General features: G+C 61.2%; 19 protein-coding genes. 13 read left to right on the top strand and 6 right to left on the bottom strand.

From position 1 onward, the window contains the following. The first annotated feature begins 158 nt into the window (after positions 1 to 158). Both AC1Z36_RS15020 and AC1Z36_RS15015 read left to right on the top strand, forming a co-directional pair. Positions 159 to 1040, top strand: a complete 882-nt coding sequence (locus AC1Z36_RS15020) for an SseB family protein (protein WP_105658152.1) — start codon at positions 159 to 161, stop codon at positions 1038 to 1040. Between the two features lie 41 nt (positions 1041 to 1081). Next, positions 1082 to 2419, top strand: a complete 1338-nt coding sequence (locus tag AC1Z36_RS15015; RefSeq protein WP_105658151.1) for an MFS transporter — start codon at positions 1082 to 1084, stop codon at positions 2417 to 2419. Here AC1Z36_RS15015 and AC1Z36_RS15010 read toward each other — a convergent pair. Together AC1Z36_RS15010 and AC1Z36_RS15005 are read right to left on the bottom strand one after the other, a co-directional pair. After that, complete coding sequence (locus AC1Z36_RS15010; protein ID WP_286134277.1) at positions 2416 to 2961, bottom strand: GNAT family N-acetyltransferase; 546 nt, start codon at positions 2959 to 2961, stop codon at positions 2416 to 2418. The two genes, AC1Z36_RS15015 and AC1Z36_RS15010, sit on opposite strands and share 4 nt — an antisense overlap. Before the next feature lie 104 nt (positions 2962 to 3065). After that, on the bottom strand, positions 3066 to 3431 hold the full coding sequence (locus AC1Z36_RS15005; protein ID WP_013348478.1) for a DUF1844 domain-containing protein: 366 nt from the start codon (positions 3429 to 3431) through the stop codon (positions 3066 to 3068). Positions 3432 to 3761: 330 nt separating this feature from the next. Between AC1Z36_RS15005 and infC the strand changes: the two genes are divergently transcribed. The 9 genes from infC (at position 3762) to AC1Z36_RS14960 (ending at position 11829) form a co-directional block, all read left to right on the top strand. After that, the gene (infC, locus tag AC1Z36_RS15000) at positions 3762 to 4412 is read left to right on the top strand and encodes a translation initiation factor IF-3 (RefSeq protein ID WP_388023856.1); all 651 of its coding nucleotides are present in this window, start codon (positions 3762 to 3764) and stop codon (positions 4410 to 4412) included. 165 nt (positions 4413 to 4577) lie between these two features. Further along, entirely contained in the window at positions 4578 to 4772 is a 195-nt protein-coding gene (rpmI, locus tag AC1Z36_RS14995; protein WP_013348480.1) for a 50S ribosomal protein L35, read from the top strand. A 104-nt stretch (positions 4773 to 4876) separates the two neighbouring features. Next, positions 4877 to 5527, top strand: coding sequence for a 50S ribosomal protein L20, sunset domain variant (gene rplT / locus AC1Z36_RS14990; RefSeq protein ID WP_105658148.1), 651 nt, complete (start codon positions 4877 to 4879; stop codon positions 5525 to 5527). 111 nt (positions 5528 to 5638) lie between these two features. Beyond that, entirely contained in the window at positions 5639 to 6553 is a 915-nt protein-coding gene (locus AC1Z36_RS14985; RefSeq protein WP_133832949.1) for a TrmH family RNA methyltransferase, read from the top strand. After that, a complete protein-coding gene (locus AC1Z36_RS14980; protein WP_133832948.1) occupies positions 6543 to 6983 on the top strand; it encodes a (deoxy)nucleoside triphosphate pyrophosphohydrolase in 441 nt (146 codons plus the stop codon). Before AC1Z36_RS14985 ends, AC1Z36_RS14980 begins: the two co-directional genes overlap by 11 nt. Before the next feature lie 72 nt (positions 6984 to 7055). Beyond that, entirely contained in the window at positions 7056 to 7697 is a 642-nt protein-coding gene (locus tag AC1Z36_RS14975; protein WP_483561435.1) for an LppM family (lipo)protein, read from the top strand. Between the two features lie 142 nt (positions 7698 to 7839). Then, complete coding sequence (gene pheS / locus AC1Z36_RS14970) at positions 7840 to 8919, top strand: phenylalanine--tRNA ligase subunit alpha (protein ID WP_483561434.1); 1080 nt, start codon at positions 7840 to 7842, stop codon at positions 8917 to 8919. A gap of 3 nt (positions 8920 to 8922) precedes the next feature. Next, positions 8923 to 11466 carry a phenylalanine--tRNA ligase subunit beta gene (pheT, locus tag AC1Z36_RS14965; protein ID WP_483561433.1) on the top strand — a complete coding sequence of 848 codons (2544 nt, stop codon included), beginning with the start codon at positions 8923 to 8925 and terminating at the stop codon, positions 11464 to 11466. Positions 11467 to 11619: 153 nt separating this feature from the next. Then, positions 11620 to 11829 carry a hypothetical protein gene (locus tag AC1Z36_RS14960; RefSeq protein WP_105658142.1) on the top strand — a complete coding sequence of 70 codons (210 nt, stop codon included), beginning with the start codon at positions 11620 to 11622 and terminating at the stop codon, positions 11827 to 11829. Here AC1Z36_RS14960 and AC1Z36_RS14955 read toward each other — a convergent pair. From AC1Z36_RS14955 to AC1Z36_RS14945, 3 genes are all read right to left on the bottom strand, one after another. Beyond that, complete coding sequence (locus AC1Z36_RS14955) at positions 11826 to 12308, bottom strand: GNAT family N-acetyltransferase (RefSeq protein WP_133832945.1); 483 nt, start codon at positions 12306 to 12308, stop codon at positions 11826 to 11828. The two genes, AC1Z36_RS14960 and AC1Z36_RS14955, sit on opposite strands and share 4 nt — an antisense overlap. A gap of 81 nt (positions 12309 to 12389) precedes the next feature. Continuing rightward, positions 12390 to 12977, bottom strand: coding sequence for a hypothetical protein (locus AC1Z36_RS14950; protein ID WP_133832944.1), 588 nt, complete (start codon positions 12975 to 12977; stop codon positions 12390 to 12392). 44 nt (positions 12978 to 13021) lie between these two features. Continuing rightward, positions 13022 to 13294, bottom strand: a complete 273-nt coding sequence (locus AC1Z36_RS14945) for a hypothetical protein (RefSeq protein WP_483561432.1) — start codon at positions 13292 to 13294, stop codon at positions 13022 to 13024. A 127-nt stretch (positions 13295 to 13421) separates the two neighbouring features. On the opposite strand from AC1Z36_RS14945, the gene AC1Z36_RS14940 reads away from it, so the two are divergent. After that, positions 13422 to 14129, top strand: a complete 708-nt coding sequence (locus tag AC1Z36_RS14940) for a hypothetical protein (RefSeq protein ID WP_133832942.1) — start codon at positions 13422 to 13424, stop codon at positions 14127 to 14129. Here the strand turns inward: AC1Z36_RS14940 and AC1Z36_RS14935 are convergent. Next, positions 14118 to 15101: a GNAT family N-acetyltransferase gene (locus tag AC1Z36_RS14935; RefSeq protein WP_133832941.1), complete on the bottom strand. Its 984-nt coding sequence runs from the start codon at positions 15099 to 15101 to the stop codon at positions 14118 to 14120. The two genes, AC1Z36_RS14940 and AC1Z36_RS14935, sit on opposite strands and share 12 nt — an antisense overlap. Before the next feature lie 119 nt (positions 15102 to 15220). Between AC1Z36_RS14935 and AC1Z36_RS14930 the strand changes: the two genes are divergently transcribed. After that, positions 15221 to 15694, top strand: coding sequence for a GNAT family N-acetyltransferase (locus AC1Z36_RS14930; RefSeq protein WP_133832940.1), 474 nt, complete (start codon positions 15221 to 15223; stop codon positions 15692 to 15694). Positions 15695 to 15717: the final 23 nt, after the last annotated feature.

The following is a 15717-nucleotide window of genomic DNA, read 5'->3' as shown; positions in this document are numbered from 1 at the left end:
TCGTGAAAGCGGATCCCGGTCTTTCCCTCCTCGGGCCCGCGACTGCGCGCAGGTGCTGGGAAAGAAATCTGAAATCATCGGATAGGGGTGTCCAAGCTCATGACTGCAGTTTTGAAACTTCCCTCCAACAACCCCGAAACCACCGATAGCATGGAGCTATGAGTACCGAGCAACCTGAATCTGCACCCAAACGCCACCTGCCGGGACATATTGTCGCTGCACTGGCGCAGGCAGGCTCTAGCACCGACTCTGCCGGTCAGGACTGGGAAGGCCGGGACCTGAGCGGTGAAGGCAACCCCCTGCATAATTTCGACAAGGACGACGGCAAGGCCGACGCCAACGTCGTTGCCGCACTGGCGGCCTTGCGCGATGGCAGCGCAGGGGAGGGCGAGGTGCATAAATCCTTGTCCGAGGCACGCGTTTTCGTTGCGGTGGTAGCCCAGCTCGGCGAAGAAGCCATGACGGAACACGGCTTCGCATCCGACAAGGAAGCCGATATGGCGCTGGTGAAAATCAAGGCTCCAGATGGCCGCATGGCCCTGCCGATCTTCACGACCGTCGAACGATTGCAGGCTTGGCACAAGGAAGCTCGACCAGTGGCGGTTTACGCCCCGCGGGCGGCCCTCTCGGCAGTCAGCGAGGAATGCCAGCTGCTGGTACTCGATCCCGGAAGCGAATTCACCTTCGTGCTTCGACGACCGGGGGTCTGGAACCTGGCCAAGCAGATCGACTGGATTCCGAGTTATCAGAACCAGCAGATCGCCAACCTAGTGCAGGATGCAACCGAAGGCTTTGGCCAGTTGCAGACCGTCAAGGTTGCCCCGGGCAGGGGAGTCGGCTCACGCAGCAAGGACGGGCAAGTGGTCCTTGGCGGAGGTCCCGGACCGGAACTGAACTTGCAGTTTGTTTTTGCTCCCGGAACGAGCGAGAACGACGCTCGCGAGACGACTCGCGCAATCCACGGACGTTTGTCCCAAAACACCGAATTCGCTGAAGCAGTGGATTCCCTCGAACTCAGTTTGCACAGCGCGCCGAACTAAACCGGCGGGCTCCTTTCGACCAGACAAGGAACTTTCCGGGCATGAAAAGCTATTGGCAGATTTTGCGTCAACCGCAGATCTCACTTTTGTTGCTGATTGGCATGATTGCCCGACTTCCGCACTCCGCATTGAGCATGCTGCTGCTCCTGCATCTGGTGAACAACCTCGGCCAATCCTGGGTTTCGGCCGGTCTGGTCACGGCCGTCATGACCTTGGGCATCGCCATTGGCGCCCCGTGGCGCGGTGCCCGCGTAGATGTCTGGGGATTGCGCCGCGCGATGATCCCATCGGTGATCGTCGAAACACTCGTCTGGTGCACGGTGCCGCATGTTCCACTGGTCTGGGTGTACCCGCTGGCCTTCATCGGCGGACTCTTCGCGCTACCGGTCTTCTCAGTGGTGCGTACCGCGCTGGGCATCATGACCACCGGCGAACAACGCCGTACCGCCTTCGCCTTGGATGCCACCGCCACCGAACTGGTGTTCATCGTCGGACCTGCAAGCGCCGGCATTGTCGCCACCCAGATCAGCAGCGTCATTGGATTGAGCGTCATCGGCGTGACCTCGACGGTTGCCGGGTTGGCGCTGATGATCCTGAATCCGCCAACGCGCAGCGATGATCCCAAGGCGATCGCCTCGCGGGCCAACGTGCACGAGGAACGCTTGGGGGCGGAGGCCAGCTTCATTGCGGCCGCGCCGATGGGTGTACCCGAAGTCGAGGGCGAGCTGATCGCAGCCGGCATGAAGTCTGCCCGCGCCCGCATCAAGCAGCGTGGCCGCAACTTCAAGAACCGTTTCAACTGGGTCAGCGCTTCGGTCCTGGCAGTATTCATTGCCGCGGCCGGAGCAGGCATGCTGCTCACCGGCACAGAAGTGGCCATCGTGGCCGAATTGGACGCGTCGGCGCAGAGCCACCAGCTGGGTCTGGTGTTCTTCTTCTGGTGCGGAGCTTCGCTGGTCGGCGGCCTGATCTACGGGTCGATGAAGCGGGTTATTTCTCCACTGGTGCTGCTGCTGAGCATGGCCGTGCTGACGATCCCCATGTACTTCGCGTGGGATACCTGGTCATTGGCGCTGTTCTCCGCACTCCCCGGCTTCCTGTGCGCGCCGACGCTGTCGGCGGCCTCTGAGTGGCTCACCGACTTGGTGGCCGAAAAGCGTCGCGGCGAAGCCATGGGCTGGTATGGCTCTGCGATGACCGCTGGCACCGCGTTGGGATCGCCGATCACCGGCATATTCGTCGACAACCTCGGACCCGCCCCGGCCTTCCTTGGCATCGGCGCCATGGCTGCAGTGGTCGTGGTGATTGCCTTGATTGCGCAGCAGATCCGCCGCCGCGTTCGCCGCGCCCGCCGCCGTCGCCTGGAAACGATCGCCTAGGCTGGTGGAGCTGCCCTGAGCCGCGAGTACATGTACATGTCCCTGCGTGCGGTGCCCACCTGTTCCCAGCTGCGCAGCAAGCCTTCACGCTGGAAGCCGCACGCTTCAGCGGCCCGCCACGACCCCTCGTTCCACGGCTCCACGTAGAGCTCGATCCGGTCGATTCCCGGATGCTCCAATGCCCAGGCGCCGAGCGCAGCCAACGCGTGCTTGGCAATGCCGCGCCTGCGGTGCTCCGGTGCGATCCAGTATCCGATGCTGGCCCTGCCGTGGTCGGCATTGCGCAGCCACAAGCCGATTTGCCCAACGGCACGATCCGTGGCCGTTTCGGCTATGGCAAATGAATACCCGCTGCCCTCGGCCACCCGGCGGTGCTGGCGCTCGATGAATGCCGCATAGCCGGCTTCAGTTCCTTGCGCCGGGACCGTGGTGATTTGCGTAATGTAGGGGTCCGTGGAGGCCTGCCTCACGGCAGGAATGTCGCTGGGCTGGAAGGGGCGGAGCCGGAAAGCACCGGCGTCGATCACTGGTTGTTCGAGCATCTGCATGATTCCAACCTAGCTTGGTGATCCAAACAACAAATGGACCCGTTTCCCTGGGGAAACGAGTCCATGATGTTAATCTCTTAAAATTCAACCAATATTACCTAGTTGACCGGTCCGGTGAACTTCTCGCCCGGGCCCTTGCCTGGTGCATCCGGGATGATTGAAGCTTCGCGGAAGGCCAGCTGCAGGCTGCGCAGGCCGTCACGCAAAGGCGCTGCGTGCTGCGAGCCGATCTCAGGCGCACCGGCGGTGACTAGGCCTGCCAGTGCGGTGATCAGCTTGCGGGCCTCATCGAGATCCTTCAGCTCATTGGCATCTTCGCCCTCTGCAAGTCCGCACTTGACTGCTGCTGCACTCATCAGGTGGACGGCGGCCGTGGTGATGATTTCAACGGCTGCAACTTCTGCGATATCGCGCACCTGCTGGTCGACAGCGTGCTGGTGCGAGTTGGTGTCTTCGTTAGTCATACTGCTAAGCTTGTCACAGACCGACTCGATGCCGGTACTTCTCGCAGTTCTCCAGCTAGCACTGGATGAGGGATTCGTACTAGTATTGAGCCATGCAAGTGGAGGCCAACTCCCACCCGCTGTCGCCGTTTCCAGGCTTCCGGGTATTTCGGCAGGATTGCAGCAATGCATTCCCCAAGCGCTTACGCAGGAGCAATCCCGTGTTCGGCTTTGTCGTTCTTTTTGGCCTTCGCCTGCAATCGCAGACGGGGGCCTTCTTTGTTTGCGGTCATGGATTACGAATTTCAGGAGTGACACATCAGCGATCCACGCATTAATGAGCGCATTCGCGTGCCAGAGGTACGTCTCGTCGGCCCTAATGGCGAGCAGGTAGGCATCGTCCGTATCGAGGACGCGCTTCGTCTTGCTCTAGAGTCCGATCTGGACTTGGTCGAGGTGGCACCCAGCGCCAAGCCTCCAGTGTGCAAATTGATGGATTTCGGCAAGTACAAGTACGAAGCCGCTGTCAAGGCTCGCGAAGCTCGTAAGAACCAGACCAACACGGTCTTGAAGGAAGTCCGCTTCCGCCTGAAGATCGACACCCACGACTACGAGACCAAGGTCGGCCACGCACTGCGCTTCCTGGGCGCCGGCGACAAGGTCAAGGCCATGATCCAGTTCCGTGGTCGTGAGCAGCAGCGTCCAGAGATGGGCATTCGCTTGCTTGAAAAGTTTGCAGCAGACGTCGCCGAAGTTGGAATCATTGAATCCAGCCCGCGCATCGATGGCCGAAACATGGTCATGGTTGTTGGTCCGCTGAAGAACAAGGCAGAGGCTCGCCGCGAACAGCAGCAGAAGTCGGGTGGCCGCAGCGCGGCCAAGCGAAAGATCCGCACCGACGCGCCGGCTGAGACCGAGGGCCAGAATGTCGCAGCTTCCATGGATGATGAAGCCCGCGCCAAGTTGGAGCAGGCACGTCAGGCAGCTGAAGGCGACGCCTAGCCAAGCCTGTTGGGCTTTCGAGCCCGTCACCGTTCACGGTGAAGGATCTTCTTCCGGGAAGGTCCAACTACAAGAGAACAACAGCGGTCACCTTTATCGGGGCCCGCTTCGGATGATCCCCACCCGGTGCTTTACCGGGTGGAGCACGTAAGGAGAACGGCAGCTATGCCGAAGTTCAAGACTCACAGTGGCGCCAAGAAGCGCTTCAAGCTCACCGGTAGCGGTAAGCTCGCTCGCCAGCAGGCCAACCGTCGCCACTACCTGGAGCACAAGTCCTCGCGCGTTACCCGTCGCCTGGCTTCTGACCAGATCGTCGCTAAGGCCGATGTAAAGACCATCAAGCGGATGCTGGGCCTCTAAGCTCTCCCTTTCGCAATACGGGGAAGCAATACCCCACCACCCATAGATTTCACCCATCCCGCAAAATCGCGGGCACTGGGGAACTGACTTGAAGGAGTACACACGTGGCACGTGTGAAGCGGGCAGTAAACGCCCACAAGAAGCGTCGCGTCGTTCTGGAACGCGCAAAGGGTTACCGCGGTCAGCGTTCGCGCCTGTACCGTAAGGCCAAGGAGCAGCTGCTCCACTCGTTCGTTTACAGCTTCAACGACCGCCGTAAGCGCAAGGGCGACTTCCGCCGCCTGTGGATCCAGCGCATCAACGCTGCATCCCGCGCCAACGGCATGACCTACAACCGTCTGATCCAGGGCCTGAAGGCTGCTCAGATCGAGGTTGACCGTCGTATGCTCGCAGAGCTGGCTGTTTCGGACTCGAACGCTTTCGCTACCCTGGTAAAGCTTGCCAAGGATGCACTTCCAGCTGACGTCAACGCCCCAAAGGCTGCCGCTGCTGAGGTTGCTGCACCTAAGGCTGCCAAGGCTCCAAAGGCTGCTGCCAAGTCCGTCGAGGGCGAAGGCGTAGTCAAGGCCGTTGAAGGCGAAGACGCACCTGAGGGCTTCATCATCAAGGGCAACGCCGGCTCGAACAAGTACCACGTTCCAGGCTCGACCTGGTACGACCAGACCGAAGCCGAGTTCTGGTTCAACTCCATCGAAGCTGCCAAGGCTGCAGGCTTCGAACCAGCTGGCGGCGAATCCCGTCAGCAGATGAAGTAAATCTCTTCTCCCTTTGAGCTGAGGCTCAGGTAGGACAGATCACACCGAAGGGTGGGTCCCGCGCACAGCGCGGACCCGCCCTTTGCGTGTTTCTACCGGTATTCTCGAGACATGAGCAGTTTTCCTCCAGAAGTGATGTCCAATCCACGCGCCGAACGAGTCAAGGCCATCGCGCGTCTGGCCAAGAGCAAGGGGCGCGAAGCCACCGGCGAATACCTCGTTGAGGGCCCGCAGGCGGTACGCGAAGCACTCAGGGCCCATCTGGAGGACGACAACCTGGTCCAGGGCGTCTATGTTGTCGGCGGCTTTCTGGAGAGCCACGAAGAATTCGTGCAGCTGCTCGATAGCGCCAAGGTTCCAACCCGCATCGTCACCGGCGAAGTGCTGCACGCCATGGCTGACACCCAGACCCCGCAGGGCATTCTTGCCGTGGTCGCCATGTCCCAGCCGCAGCTGAGCGAGGTGCTGGACACCAAGCCGAAGCTGATCGCCGTGCTCTGCCGCATCCAGGACCCGGGCAATGCCGGCACCATCCTGCGTGCCGCCGATGCCGCCGGAGCCGATGCGGTGATCCTGACCAAGGGCAGCGTGGATATCTACAATCCGAAGGCCGTGCGCTCCACCGCCGGCTCGCTGTTCCACGTACCGGTGCTGAACAACATCGAATTCGACCACCTGGTCGCCGCCGCGAAGACCACCGGAAGCCAGATCCTGGCCGCCGACGGCTATGCGGCGCACAACCTGGACACCCTGCAGGATGCCGCCGTGCTGCGTGCAAGCCAGCCAGGCACCGAAGCGCCAGAAGCACAGCCGGTGCTGGAAGCGCCAACCCTGTGGCTGTTCGGCAATGAAGGCCAGGGGCTGGAGGAGCACGAGAAGGACGCCGCCGACTACCGCGTGGCCGTGCCGCTCTACGGTGTTGCCGAATCCCTGAACGTGGGTACCGCATCCACCGTCTGCCTGTACGCTTCGGCCCGCGCCCAGCGCTCAGCGAATCGGAGCGCACTGGACTCCCATGGAAGCTGAACTCAAGCAAATTGTTGCCGTGGCCATCGTCGATGACCTGGCCCGGCCCACCAGGCTCCTGGCCGCGCGCCGCAACCGCCCTCAAGCCCTTGCCGGGCTCTGGGAATTCCCCGGTGGAAAAGTCGAACCCGGCGAGAGCGAAGTCCAGGCCGTGCACCGCGAGCTGCGCGAGGAACTCGGGGTGCAGATGCGTCTTGGCGCGCCCATCCCAGGCCCGCATCCCCAAGGGTGGCAGCTGAACGAGAAGGCTGCCATGCGCATGTGGTTCGCCCAGATCACCGAGGGCGAGCCAGCGACCCTGGACGGGCATGACCAGCTGGCCTGGCTGGAACTCGATGACTCGCTGTCCGCCGTCGTCCCGTGGATTCCGGCCGATGCGCCGATCGTGGCGGCATGCCTGGCCCAGGCACGTGCCGGGGCGCAGCGCTAAACACCCGTAAGCTTATTACCGCGCCAACTTCTGGCACTGTGCCTATAGCCGATATTTTGAGGAGCACTTTTCGTGAAGCGATTTATGAGCGTTATCGCTCTGGCCTTCGCCGCCGTCCTAGCACTTTCTGGTTGCGTCAACATGAACGCAGAAGTCAACGTCTTGGGCAAAGACAAGGTCGCCGGGGCCGTGCAGTTGACCCTGCACAAGTCGACGCTCAATGGCGTCAGCTTTGAAGAAGTCCTCGAGAGCCAGATCGACATCGAAATGATGGAACAGCAGCTGGGGGACCAGTGGAGCTACAGCAACATCGATGATGGCGAAAACGTCGGCCTGCGCTTTGAAACCACCAGCCCGATGACCTACGTCCAGCTGGCTGACGCATTCCGCGTCTTCGGATTCGAGATCAACCTGGGCGATGACGGGAAGGAATACTCCTTCTCGATGCCGGGCGACAAAGCCACCGTGGATTCTTCCTTCACCGAAGCGAACCTGCACGTCACCTTCCCCGGCGCAGTCACCTCGCACACCCCGGGTTCCGTCGAGCACCACACCGTCACCTTCGACATGATCAAGGGCGCCGCCGCCTACCAGGCCACCGCCAAGGTCGACCACACCATGTTCTACTCCGCCGTATTCGGCGGGGCGCTGCTGGTTTTGACCTTCGTCTTCGTTGCCGCTTTCGCGCCAAGGGGTGCCAAGGAATCGCGTTAATGAGCAGCAATCCTGCTTCAAGGTAAGAAGCTTCACGCCAAGGGCCCGTCATCGGTGAAACGATCACGGGCCCTTAGCCATAGAATGGAAGCAAAGTGTTCTACGCGTAAGTACAAGATAAGAGTAAGGATCGATCGATCCCATGTCTGATCAGACAACTGAACAAGCTCCTGTCGGGGAGTCCAATGTTCCGCACCCAACCGATGAAGCCGGCATCCAGGGCGCGGTCGACGCCGCCCTGACAGCCATCCAGGCCGCTGGCGACCTGAACGAGCTGAAGGAAGCGCGCCTGGCCCACACCGGCGAGAAGTCCGCGCTGTCCCTGGCCAACCGCCAGATCGGCAAGCTGGACAAGACCCAGAAGGCTGTTGCCGGCAAGCTCGTCGGCGGTGCCCGCGGACGGGTCAACAAGGCCCTGGCTGCCCGCACCACCGTGCTCGAAGAAGCCGAAGCCGCCCGCATCCTGGTCGAAGAAACCGTGGATGTCACCGCGGCCGCCCGCCGCCGCAGCGTTGGCGCCCGCCACCCGCTTTCGGTCCTGCAGGACCGTGTATCCGACATCTTCGTCGGCATGGGCTGGGAAATCGCCGAGGGCCCGGAAGTCGAATCCGAATGGTTCAACTTCGACGCGCTGAACTTCAAGCCGGACCATCCTGCCCGCGAAATGCAGGACACCTTCTTCGTGGAGCCTGCCGACGCGCACCTGGTGCTGCGTACCCACACCTCTCCGGTGCAGGTCCGCTCGATGCTCGAGCGCGATGTGCCGGTCTACGTGCTGTGCCCTGGGCGCACCTTCCGCACCGATGAGCTCGATGCCACCCACACCCCGGTTTTCCACCAGTTCGAAGGCCTGGCCGTGGACAAGGGCCTGACCATGGCCGACCTGCGCGGCACCCTGGAGCACTTCGCCCGGCAGATGTTCGGCGCCGAAGCGCAGATCCGCCTGCGCCCTGCCTACTTCCCGTTCACCGAGCCATCGGCAGAGCTGGACATCTGGCACCCAGGTGCCAAGGGCGGACCGCGCTGGATCGAGTGGGGCGGCTGCGGCATGATCAACCCGAACGTGTTGCGCGCAGCTGGCATTGATCCCGAAGAGTACTCCGGCTTCGCCTTCGGCATGGGCATCGAGCGCACGCTCATGTTCCGCAACGATGTCCCAGACATGCACGACATGATCGAGGGCGACATCCGTTTCAGCCAGCACTTCGGGATGGAGATCTAAGCAATGCGTATTCCACTATCTTGGCTGCGCGAGTACGCGCAGGTACCAGCCGACGCATCGGCTGAAGACGTCATGGCAGACCTGGTCAAGGTCGGCCTCGAAGAAGAAGATGTCCACCGTCCAAGCGATGAGCTCTCGGGCCCCATCGTGGTCGGCCAGGTGATTTCCCTGGAAAAAGAAGTTGCCTCCAATGGCAAGACCATCAACTGGTGCCAGGTTCGCGTGGTTCCAGAAGGCGCCGAGCAGACCCTGACCGGCAAGGGCATCGACCCCTCGGGCGTGCAGGGGATCGTGTGCGGTGCGCACAACTTCGTGGAAGGCGACAAGGTCGTTGTCACCCTGCCCGGCGCCGTGCTGCCAGGGGACTTCAAGATCTCGCCGCGCAAGACCTACGGCCACACCTCGGCGGGCATGATCGCTTCCTCCCGCGAGCTGGGCATCGGCGAAGACCACGACGGCATCATGGTCCTGTCCAAGCTGGGCCTGGACCCGGAACTGGGCACCGACGTCTTCGAGCTCTTCGGCCTGGATGACCAGGCGGCGGAGATTAACGTGACCCCGGACCGCGGCTACTGCTTCTCGATCCGCGGCGTAGCGCGCGAATACGCGCTGGCCACCGGCACCTCCTTCACCGATCCCGCATCGATCGTGACCGTTTCGGAAGCCACCGAAGCCGGCCATGAGGTAGTGCTCCGCGACGAAGCGCCGATCTACGGCGTACCGGGCTGCACCCGCTTCGTGACCCGCGAGGTCACCGGCATCAACCCGAGCCTCCCGACCCCGCGCTGGATGGCTTCGCGCCTGCAGCTGGCCGGCATGCGCTCGATCTCGCTGGTAGTCGATATCTCCAACTACGTCATGCTGGAACTCGGCGCGCCACTGCACTTCTACGATGCTGACAAGCTGGCCGGTGCGATCACCGTACGCCGCGCCAACGCCGGCGAAAAGCTGGTGACCTTGGATGCCAAGGAACGCGAGCTGTCGGTCGAGGACCTGCTGATCACCGATGAGTCCGGCGCCATTGGCGTTGCCGGCGTCATGGGCGGCGCGGCCACCGAGGTCTCGGATTCGACCAGCCGCGTGCTGATCGAAGCCGCTCACTTCGACACCGTGTCCATCGGCCGTTCGCGCCGTCGCCACAAGCTGCCTTCCGAAGCCTCCAAGCGCTTCGAGCGCGGCGTGGACCCACGCATCATGCAGATCGCGGCCCAGCGTGCCGTGGACCTGCTGGTGCAGCTGGCCGGCGGCACCGAAACCACCAAGGCCACCGACGCGGGCCAGATTCCTGCCGACACCCAGATCCAGCTGCCGGCAGGTTTCGCTGGAGCCCTGATCGGCGTGAACTACACCGATGAGCAGACCATCACCGCGCTGGAAGGCATCGGCGCGAGCGTTGAGCAGAACGCCGAGGGCTTCCTGGTCACCGCACCAAGCTGGCGCCCGGATTTGGACATCAAGGAAGACCTGGTCGAGGAAGTAGCCCGCGTAGTCGGCTATGACAAGATCCCGGCGACCTTGCCTGTGGCCCCTCCGGGCCGTGGCCTGACCCGCGCCCAGTCCCAGCGCCGCCGCCTGCTGCAGGGCTTGGCAGATGCAGGGCTGACCGAGGTCTTGAACTACCCGTTCGTTTCCGAAGCGCAGAACAGCACCTTTGGTGCTGCGCAAGCCGGTACCGAGGTCAAGGCCATTTCGCTGGCCAACCCGATTTCCAAGGAATTCCGCTTCCTGCGCACCTCGCTGCTGCCGGGCTTGCTGGAAACCGCTCGCCGCAACATCGGCCGTGGCTTCCGCGACCTGGCGCTGTATGAAGGAGGCCTCGTCTTCCTGCCAGGTACGCAGCTGGGCTCCTCGGTTCTGCCTCCGCTAGGTGAAAAGCCAAGCGATGAGGTCCTGGCCGAGCTGCTCAACGGCGTCCCTGACCAGCCATGGCACCTGGCCGCGGTTCTCACCGGCCGCGAAGCATCGGCTGCGGCCGGCTTCGCACCGCGTGCCTGGGACTGGGCCGACGCGCTGGATGCGGCGCACTGCGCGGCAGATGTCCTCGGCGTTGAGCTTGAGGTTGCCCAGGGCAGCCACCAGGCCTTCCACCCGGGCCGTGTTGCAGTACTGAAGGTTTCCGGGCAGGTCGTTGGCTACGCCGGTGAACTGCACCCGCAGCTGCTCAAGGACCAGGACCTGCCAGCACGTACCGTGGCCATGGAACTGAATGCTGCCGCACTGATGGCTGCTGCACCTGCAGTGGTTGTTGCCCAGCAGCACCTGTCCGCCCAGCCGCTGGCTACCCAGGACGTGGCCTTGGTTGTCGACCAGGACGTCGTGGCTGGAGATGTGCTTGCCGCCCTTCGCGAAGGCGCCGGTGAACTGCTCGAAGACATCGCGCTGTTCGACGTGTACCAGGGCCAGGGCATCGAAGACGGCAAGAAGTCGTTGGCCTTCGGCCTGAGGTTCCGTGCCGCCGACCGCACCCTGACCGCCGACGAGGCGTCCGAGGCTCGTGCCGCGGCGGTGGCTGCGGCTACCGAGAAGTTCGGCGCGTCCCAGCGCTAGGCTTTTGGCCTGCCAGATGCCCTGCTGCTCTCCTGATGATCGGGAAGCGGCAGGGCATTTTGCTTTGTCGCCATGCCCGGGTTGGACAGGTTGAGGACTACACTTGATCTGGGATATCCCGACAAGGCGACTAGATGAGGGAAGAGGCTTGAAGTGAAGGGATTGCGGTCATGCGGTGCTGTGCTGCTGGTGTTCTTCCTCGGGATCCTGGCCGTTGCCGTCCTCATCGCGGCAGGCTGGGCAGCGGTGCTGTTTATCCAGCGTGGCGCCGGAACCCACCTCGAAGAACCGGCGACCCCGAGCGCTACGGTAGAGGAAGAAGCACCCGATAGGCTCCGCCCATCGGAAACCTACACGCCCTAGCTGGCTGGCGGCACCGGTACAGTGGGAAGAACCCGTGTCAACGTTATGAGCCCAGGGCCTTCCTTCGCCTGCGCGATGAACCCGTAACGGGCAAGCACTTTCAGCGAGGCGATATTCGAGGCATCGGCACGAGCGATAAATGCGCTTCGACCGGTTTCCTGCAATTGCGCGAGCCCCTCGCTGACTATTTCCTTCGCCAAGCCTTGGCCCCAGCATTCCGGGGCGATCCAATAGCCGATTTCGGTGGCATGCCTGCGTTCGGTAGCGGTGAAAAGTCCAACCGGAGAATTCTGGCGGCGCGCGATAAACCAGGAGATCTCCGGACTGCTCAGGGCATGATCCACGCGTTGCGCGGTGTACTCCAGGCTCCAAGTGCTTCCGTCGCCGATATGGGCCATGACGCGTTCGTCTGCAGCCAGGCGCGCAACGAAATCTGCATCCCCCTCGGTCATTGGCGTTAGCAGCAGTGAAGGACCCATGGGTTCAGCCTATGCGGGAACGAAGCGCGGGCAAACTTGTTTCATTGGCCGTAGCTTTCCCGAAAAGGTACAAGGCCAGCCCTAGATGCGGGATTCCGCTGCTGCTATCGCCAGACGCGAAGATGCGAGTTGATCTTCAGAGGCATTCAGCCTCTGCCTTAGGGATAGGGAACTGCGGAAACAGTCCAGGGCTTGGCCGATCAGGCCCCGGTCGAAATAGAGCTTGCCATGGTGTTGCAGGGCAAAAGCTTCAAGGGTGGTGGCGACGTGTTTCTCTGCAGCGGAGGAGCAGTCCCTATTCTGAATAGACGCTCGCGCTGACTCAAAGATTGCCTGGGCGAGTTCGAAACGACCCTGCCAATGCAGAACATGGGCTAAGCGAAGCGCTGCAGCAACGCCAGAATAGGGCAGTGCATTGCTGCTCGCGAAATCCTGGCTGGCAAAGCCGCTTCGACGCAGGCAGCTCCATGCCAGCTCTTCGGCTTCTTCCAGTCGCCCGGTCATTCTCAGCCACCCGATGCGTTCTGCTTCGCCTGGTGTCCCGAGTTCTTCCAGATGGAGGATTCTTGCCTCCACGGCTGAAACGTCGGTAACAATTTCACGCAGCGTCTGTGGATCAATCGAATATTCCGCTGCAACGGATTCTTTGCTTGTCGAGTTGGCAGTCATGTTCGAATCCACATTTGCGCTCCGAACCTTTCAAACTCTTCCAATTACGGGGCCGATCCCTGTATGCGCGTAGCCACATGTTTTTCCAATTCTTCATCGACGCGAGCTCGCCATGAAGGCAACCAGCTTCTGATCTGCAAATTCATCACTGATGCACAGAGGTCTTGATCAACGCCGAAAAGATTAGCCAGATCAGCTATTGCAGTTTCCCAGTCTGTAGCCTGATCCACTATGGCAAAAACTTCATCACGGCGGTCTAATACCATTTTCATTACTTCAAGGGTTTCTTCGGTGAGAGATTTCGCTGGATTGGCCATGACCCTATCCTGCCAGACCTTTGGGAACTGACGTGATTGGAATTTCGGGTGATTTAAGCCTGCACCGAACGCCCATCTGGAGGTCCCATTCATGGACAAGAACTAGATATCGGAGCATGCTAAAGGCATGAGAAAGGATGGACGTGTTGATGCGGCCACGCCGGATCCACGCTTGGCACAAGCAGAACAACTCAAGCTCATGCCTGTTGCGATAATGGGACTGCGCGCACAGCCACTGTCGGACGATGCGGGATACCTGAGTATTCAAGACAACTATGACGACCATGGTCTGTGCGATATGAGTGTGACTGTCAGCTACACCCTTTGGGATGCTGCGGATGATCGATCGAAATTCCTGGGTGGCTTGGAGCAAGGTGCAGTCGAAGGGGTGGTGCCTGGCTCCGTTCACCAGTACAAGCGGCCGCGGTGGCTGGAAGAATACGTCCGTCGCATGAACTATCCGCAATTATTTGAGGCCGTAAGAACTACATGGACGCGTGATGCAGAAGCAGCTCAGCCGTTGGCCGCAGCGCTGGTTGATCATGCCAACTACGTACTTATCAACCAATTTCGGCAGGAGCTCGGATTGCCTCAGGAATCGTCGGCGATACCGCCGATGATGTTGACCGAGAAGACGGTCAACGGCCACGCAGAGGTCCAGATTGAGGATAGTAAAACCGCAGGTGCTGAGATCGACACCGACCCGTACATCTACGCGGCCGGGGTGGAATTTCCTAGCGGCGCACTCATGACCGCGGTCCTGCCACGCAAGTACTTGCATCAGCTGGAGCTGCGATTTGCGGCTCGCCCGCAAGGAAAGGGATCAGCCGCCTAGAGGCGAGCATTTCTTTTGATAGACCGCTTCATGCTCGACCGGCACAAAGCCGATTTTCTCATTGATCGCATGCATCCAAGTATTCTGGTCGTCGCTGCTTGTTCTTACCCGGTGAATCGTCCCCAGACGTTTGGCAGCGTCCAGGCTAGCTGCCTTCACCGCTGTCCCGAGCTGATGTCCTCGATGCTGGCGAAGAACGAGCGTCCCGTCGATATTCGAAGGGCTCTCCGGTGCCGGCGCAACAACAAGGCAGGTCCACGCAGCCACGTCACCGTGCTTGTCCAGCGCAATGGATTCAATGGCCGTGGAACCTTGGGCGATCCATTGCGTGATTTCCTGAGCGTATTCTTCCGCGGAAACCGCTGACTCGCTCCAGCCTAATTCGCCATTTGGAGCCTGCGCATCTACGAGCCCCTTGATTTGTCCAACTTGTTTTCGCAGGTGCTCCGGAACGCCGTTGACGTGGGTCGAAACTTCGTAGCCACGAGTGGCTCCTTGGCACCAAGGAGTCCAGGAATCAAGGTCCAGCTCCAGCACGGTTTCAGTAGTAGCTACGTGGTAGCCAAGCGGGGCAACGAATTCCTGTTCCAGGGCACCAAGTTCAGCGGAAGTGCCGCGGTAGGCGCTGGAGACGAATCGTTTCACCGATGAAGGGCTAATCTCTTCAGCAGCGGAAACTAGCGCGCTTCCGATGGAACGCGACTGGTGGATGGGATCGACCCAAACATAGATCCACGACGTGTCGGGAGCGGAGTGGTGGGTCATCGATGCCGAGAAGCCGAGTAAGGAAGAACCTTCCCAAGCACCGCGGAGGTTCTTGCTCCATCCGTCAGCGGCACGCCACTGGAGCATTCGAGCCTCGACACCGATTCCTTGCCAACCAGGACGGGCCTTCTCGTTCGCGGCAGCCTCGATTCGGCTGGCAGCGCGAAGCGCGTCGTCGTCGAAAACGCTGAGGCTGCCAATTCGCATGCCAACATCTTATGGCCTCGCTTCGCTGACTTCCGCCAGGCGCTGCCGGAAGATGATAATGAACGGGAAAAATTCATGGGGCGCACGCGGCGCACCGAAAACGCTTCTAGGATCGATGCATGAGTACTACTTCGAATAGCATTCGTCGCGCCAGATCAGGCGATACCGCGGAGATCTACCGTCTGGCGCGTCTGTTTACGCCGAGTTTAGGGCTGGACGCAGAAGACTTTGAAAAGAATTTCCAGTCGCTGGTAAAGGATTCCAGCTGGTTCATCTGCGTTGCCGAATCCGTCCAGGGGCTATCGGGCTATGCGGCGGCCCAGGACTACGGACGGGGGCTGCGCGCCCCGTTCAGCGTTGGCCGATTGCATGACTTATTTGTGGCACCTGCCGCCCGGCGCACGGGTACCGGAAAGAAGCTGGTTGAAGAAGTTTTCCACTGGGCTAGGCAACGCACGGTTCCGATGATTTTGGACTGGCAAGCCACCCCCGAATCAATTGCCTTCTACGAGTCCTTCGGGATGGAAGCCGACTTCACCGGGGACTTTCCGCAATGCCCCGGATTCAGCCTGGACCTGCGCCCGCGGCAGTAGCTTCAAAACAAAAGCAGGGAACG

This window comes from Glutamicibacter sp. BS14 (assembly GCF_056934375.1).
Note: the sequence above shows the minus strand (reverse complement) of the source record. Positions and strands in the feature narration are given on the sequence as shown.

What these genes read in the sequence shown, in the direction of transcription:
- AC1Z36_RS15020 (WP_105658152.1), top strand. Translation starts at nt 159, where the DNA reads ATGAGTACCGAGCAACCTGAATCTGCACCCAAACGCCACCTGCCGGGA.
- AC1Z36_RS14950 (WP_133832944.1), bottom strand. Translation starts at nt 12,977, where the DNA reads ATGACTGCCAACTCGACAAGCAAAGAATCCGTTGCAGCGGAATATTCG.
- AC1Z36_RS14985 (WP_133832949.1), top strand. Translation starts at nt 5,639, where the DNA reads ATGAGCAGTTTTCCTCCAGAAGTGATGTCCAATCCACGCGCCGAACGA.
- AC1Z36_RS14945 (WP_483561432.1), bottom strand. Translation starts at nt 13,294, where the DNA reads ATGGCCAATCCAGCGAAATCTCTCACCGAAGAAACCCTTGAAGTAATG.
- pheT (WP_483561433.1), top strand. Translation starts at nt 8,923, where the DNA reads ATGCGTATTCCACTATCTTGGCTGCGCGAGTACGCGCAGGTACCAGCC.
- rpmI (WP_013348480.1), top strand. Translation starts at nt 4,578, where the DNA reads ATGCCGAAGTTCAAGACTCACAGTGGCGCCAAGAAGCGCTTCAAGCTC.
- AC1Z36_RS15010 (WP_286134277.1), bottom strand. Translation starts at nt 2,961, where the DNA reads ATGCTCGAACAACCAGTGATCGACGCCGGTGCTTTCCGGCTCCGCCCC.
- AC1Z36_RS14935 (WP_133832941.1), bottom strand. Translation starts at nt 15,101, where the DNA reads ATGCGAATTGGCAGCCTCAGCGTTTTCGACGACGACGCGCTTCGCGCT.
- pheS (WP_483561434.1), top strand. Translation starts at nt 7,840, where the DNA reads ATGTCTGATCAGACAACTGAACAAGCTCCTGTCGGGGAGTCCAATGTT.
- AC1Z36_RS14955 (WP_133832945.1), bottom strand. Translation starts at nt 12,308, where the DNA reads ATGGGTCCTTCACTGCTGCTAACGCCAATGACCGAGGGGGATGCAGAT.
- AC1Z36_RS15005 (WP_013348478.1), bottom strand. Translation starts at nt 3,431, where the DNA reads ATGACTAACGAAGACACCAACTCGCACCAGCACGCTGTCGACCAGCAG.
- AC1Z36_RS14930 (WP_133832940.1), top strand. Translation starts at nt 15,221, where the DNA reads ATGAGTACTACTTCGAATAGCATTCGTCGCGCCAGATCAGGCGATACC.
- AC1Z36_RS14940 (WP_133832942.1), top strand. Translation starts at nt 13,422, where the DNA reads ATGAGAAAGGATGGACGTGTTGATGCGGCCACGCCGGATCCACGCTTG.
- AC1Z36_RS15015 (WP_105658151.1), top strand. Translation starts at nt 1,082, where the DNA reads ATGAAAAGCTATTGGCAGATTTTGCGTCAACCGCAGATCTCACTTTTG.
- AC1Z36_RS14980 (WP_133832948.1), top strand. Translation starts at nt 6,543, where the DNA reads ATGGAAGCTGAACTCAAGCAAATTGTTGCCGTGGCCATCGTCGATGAC.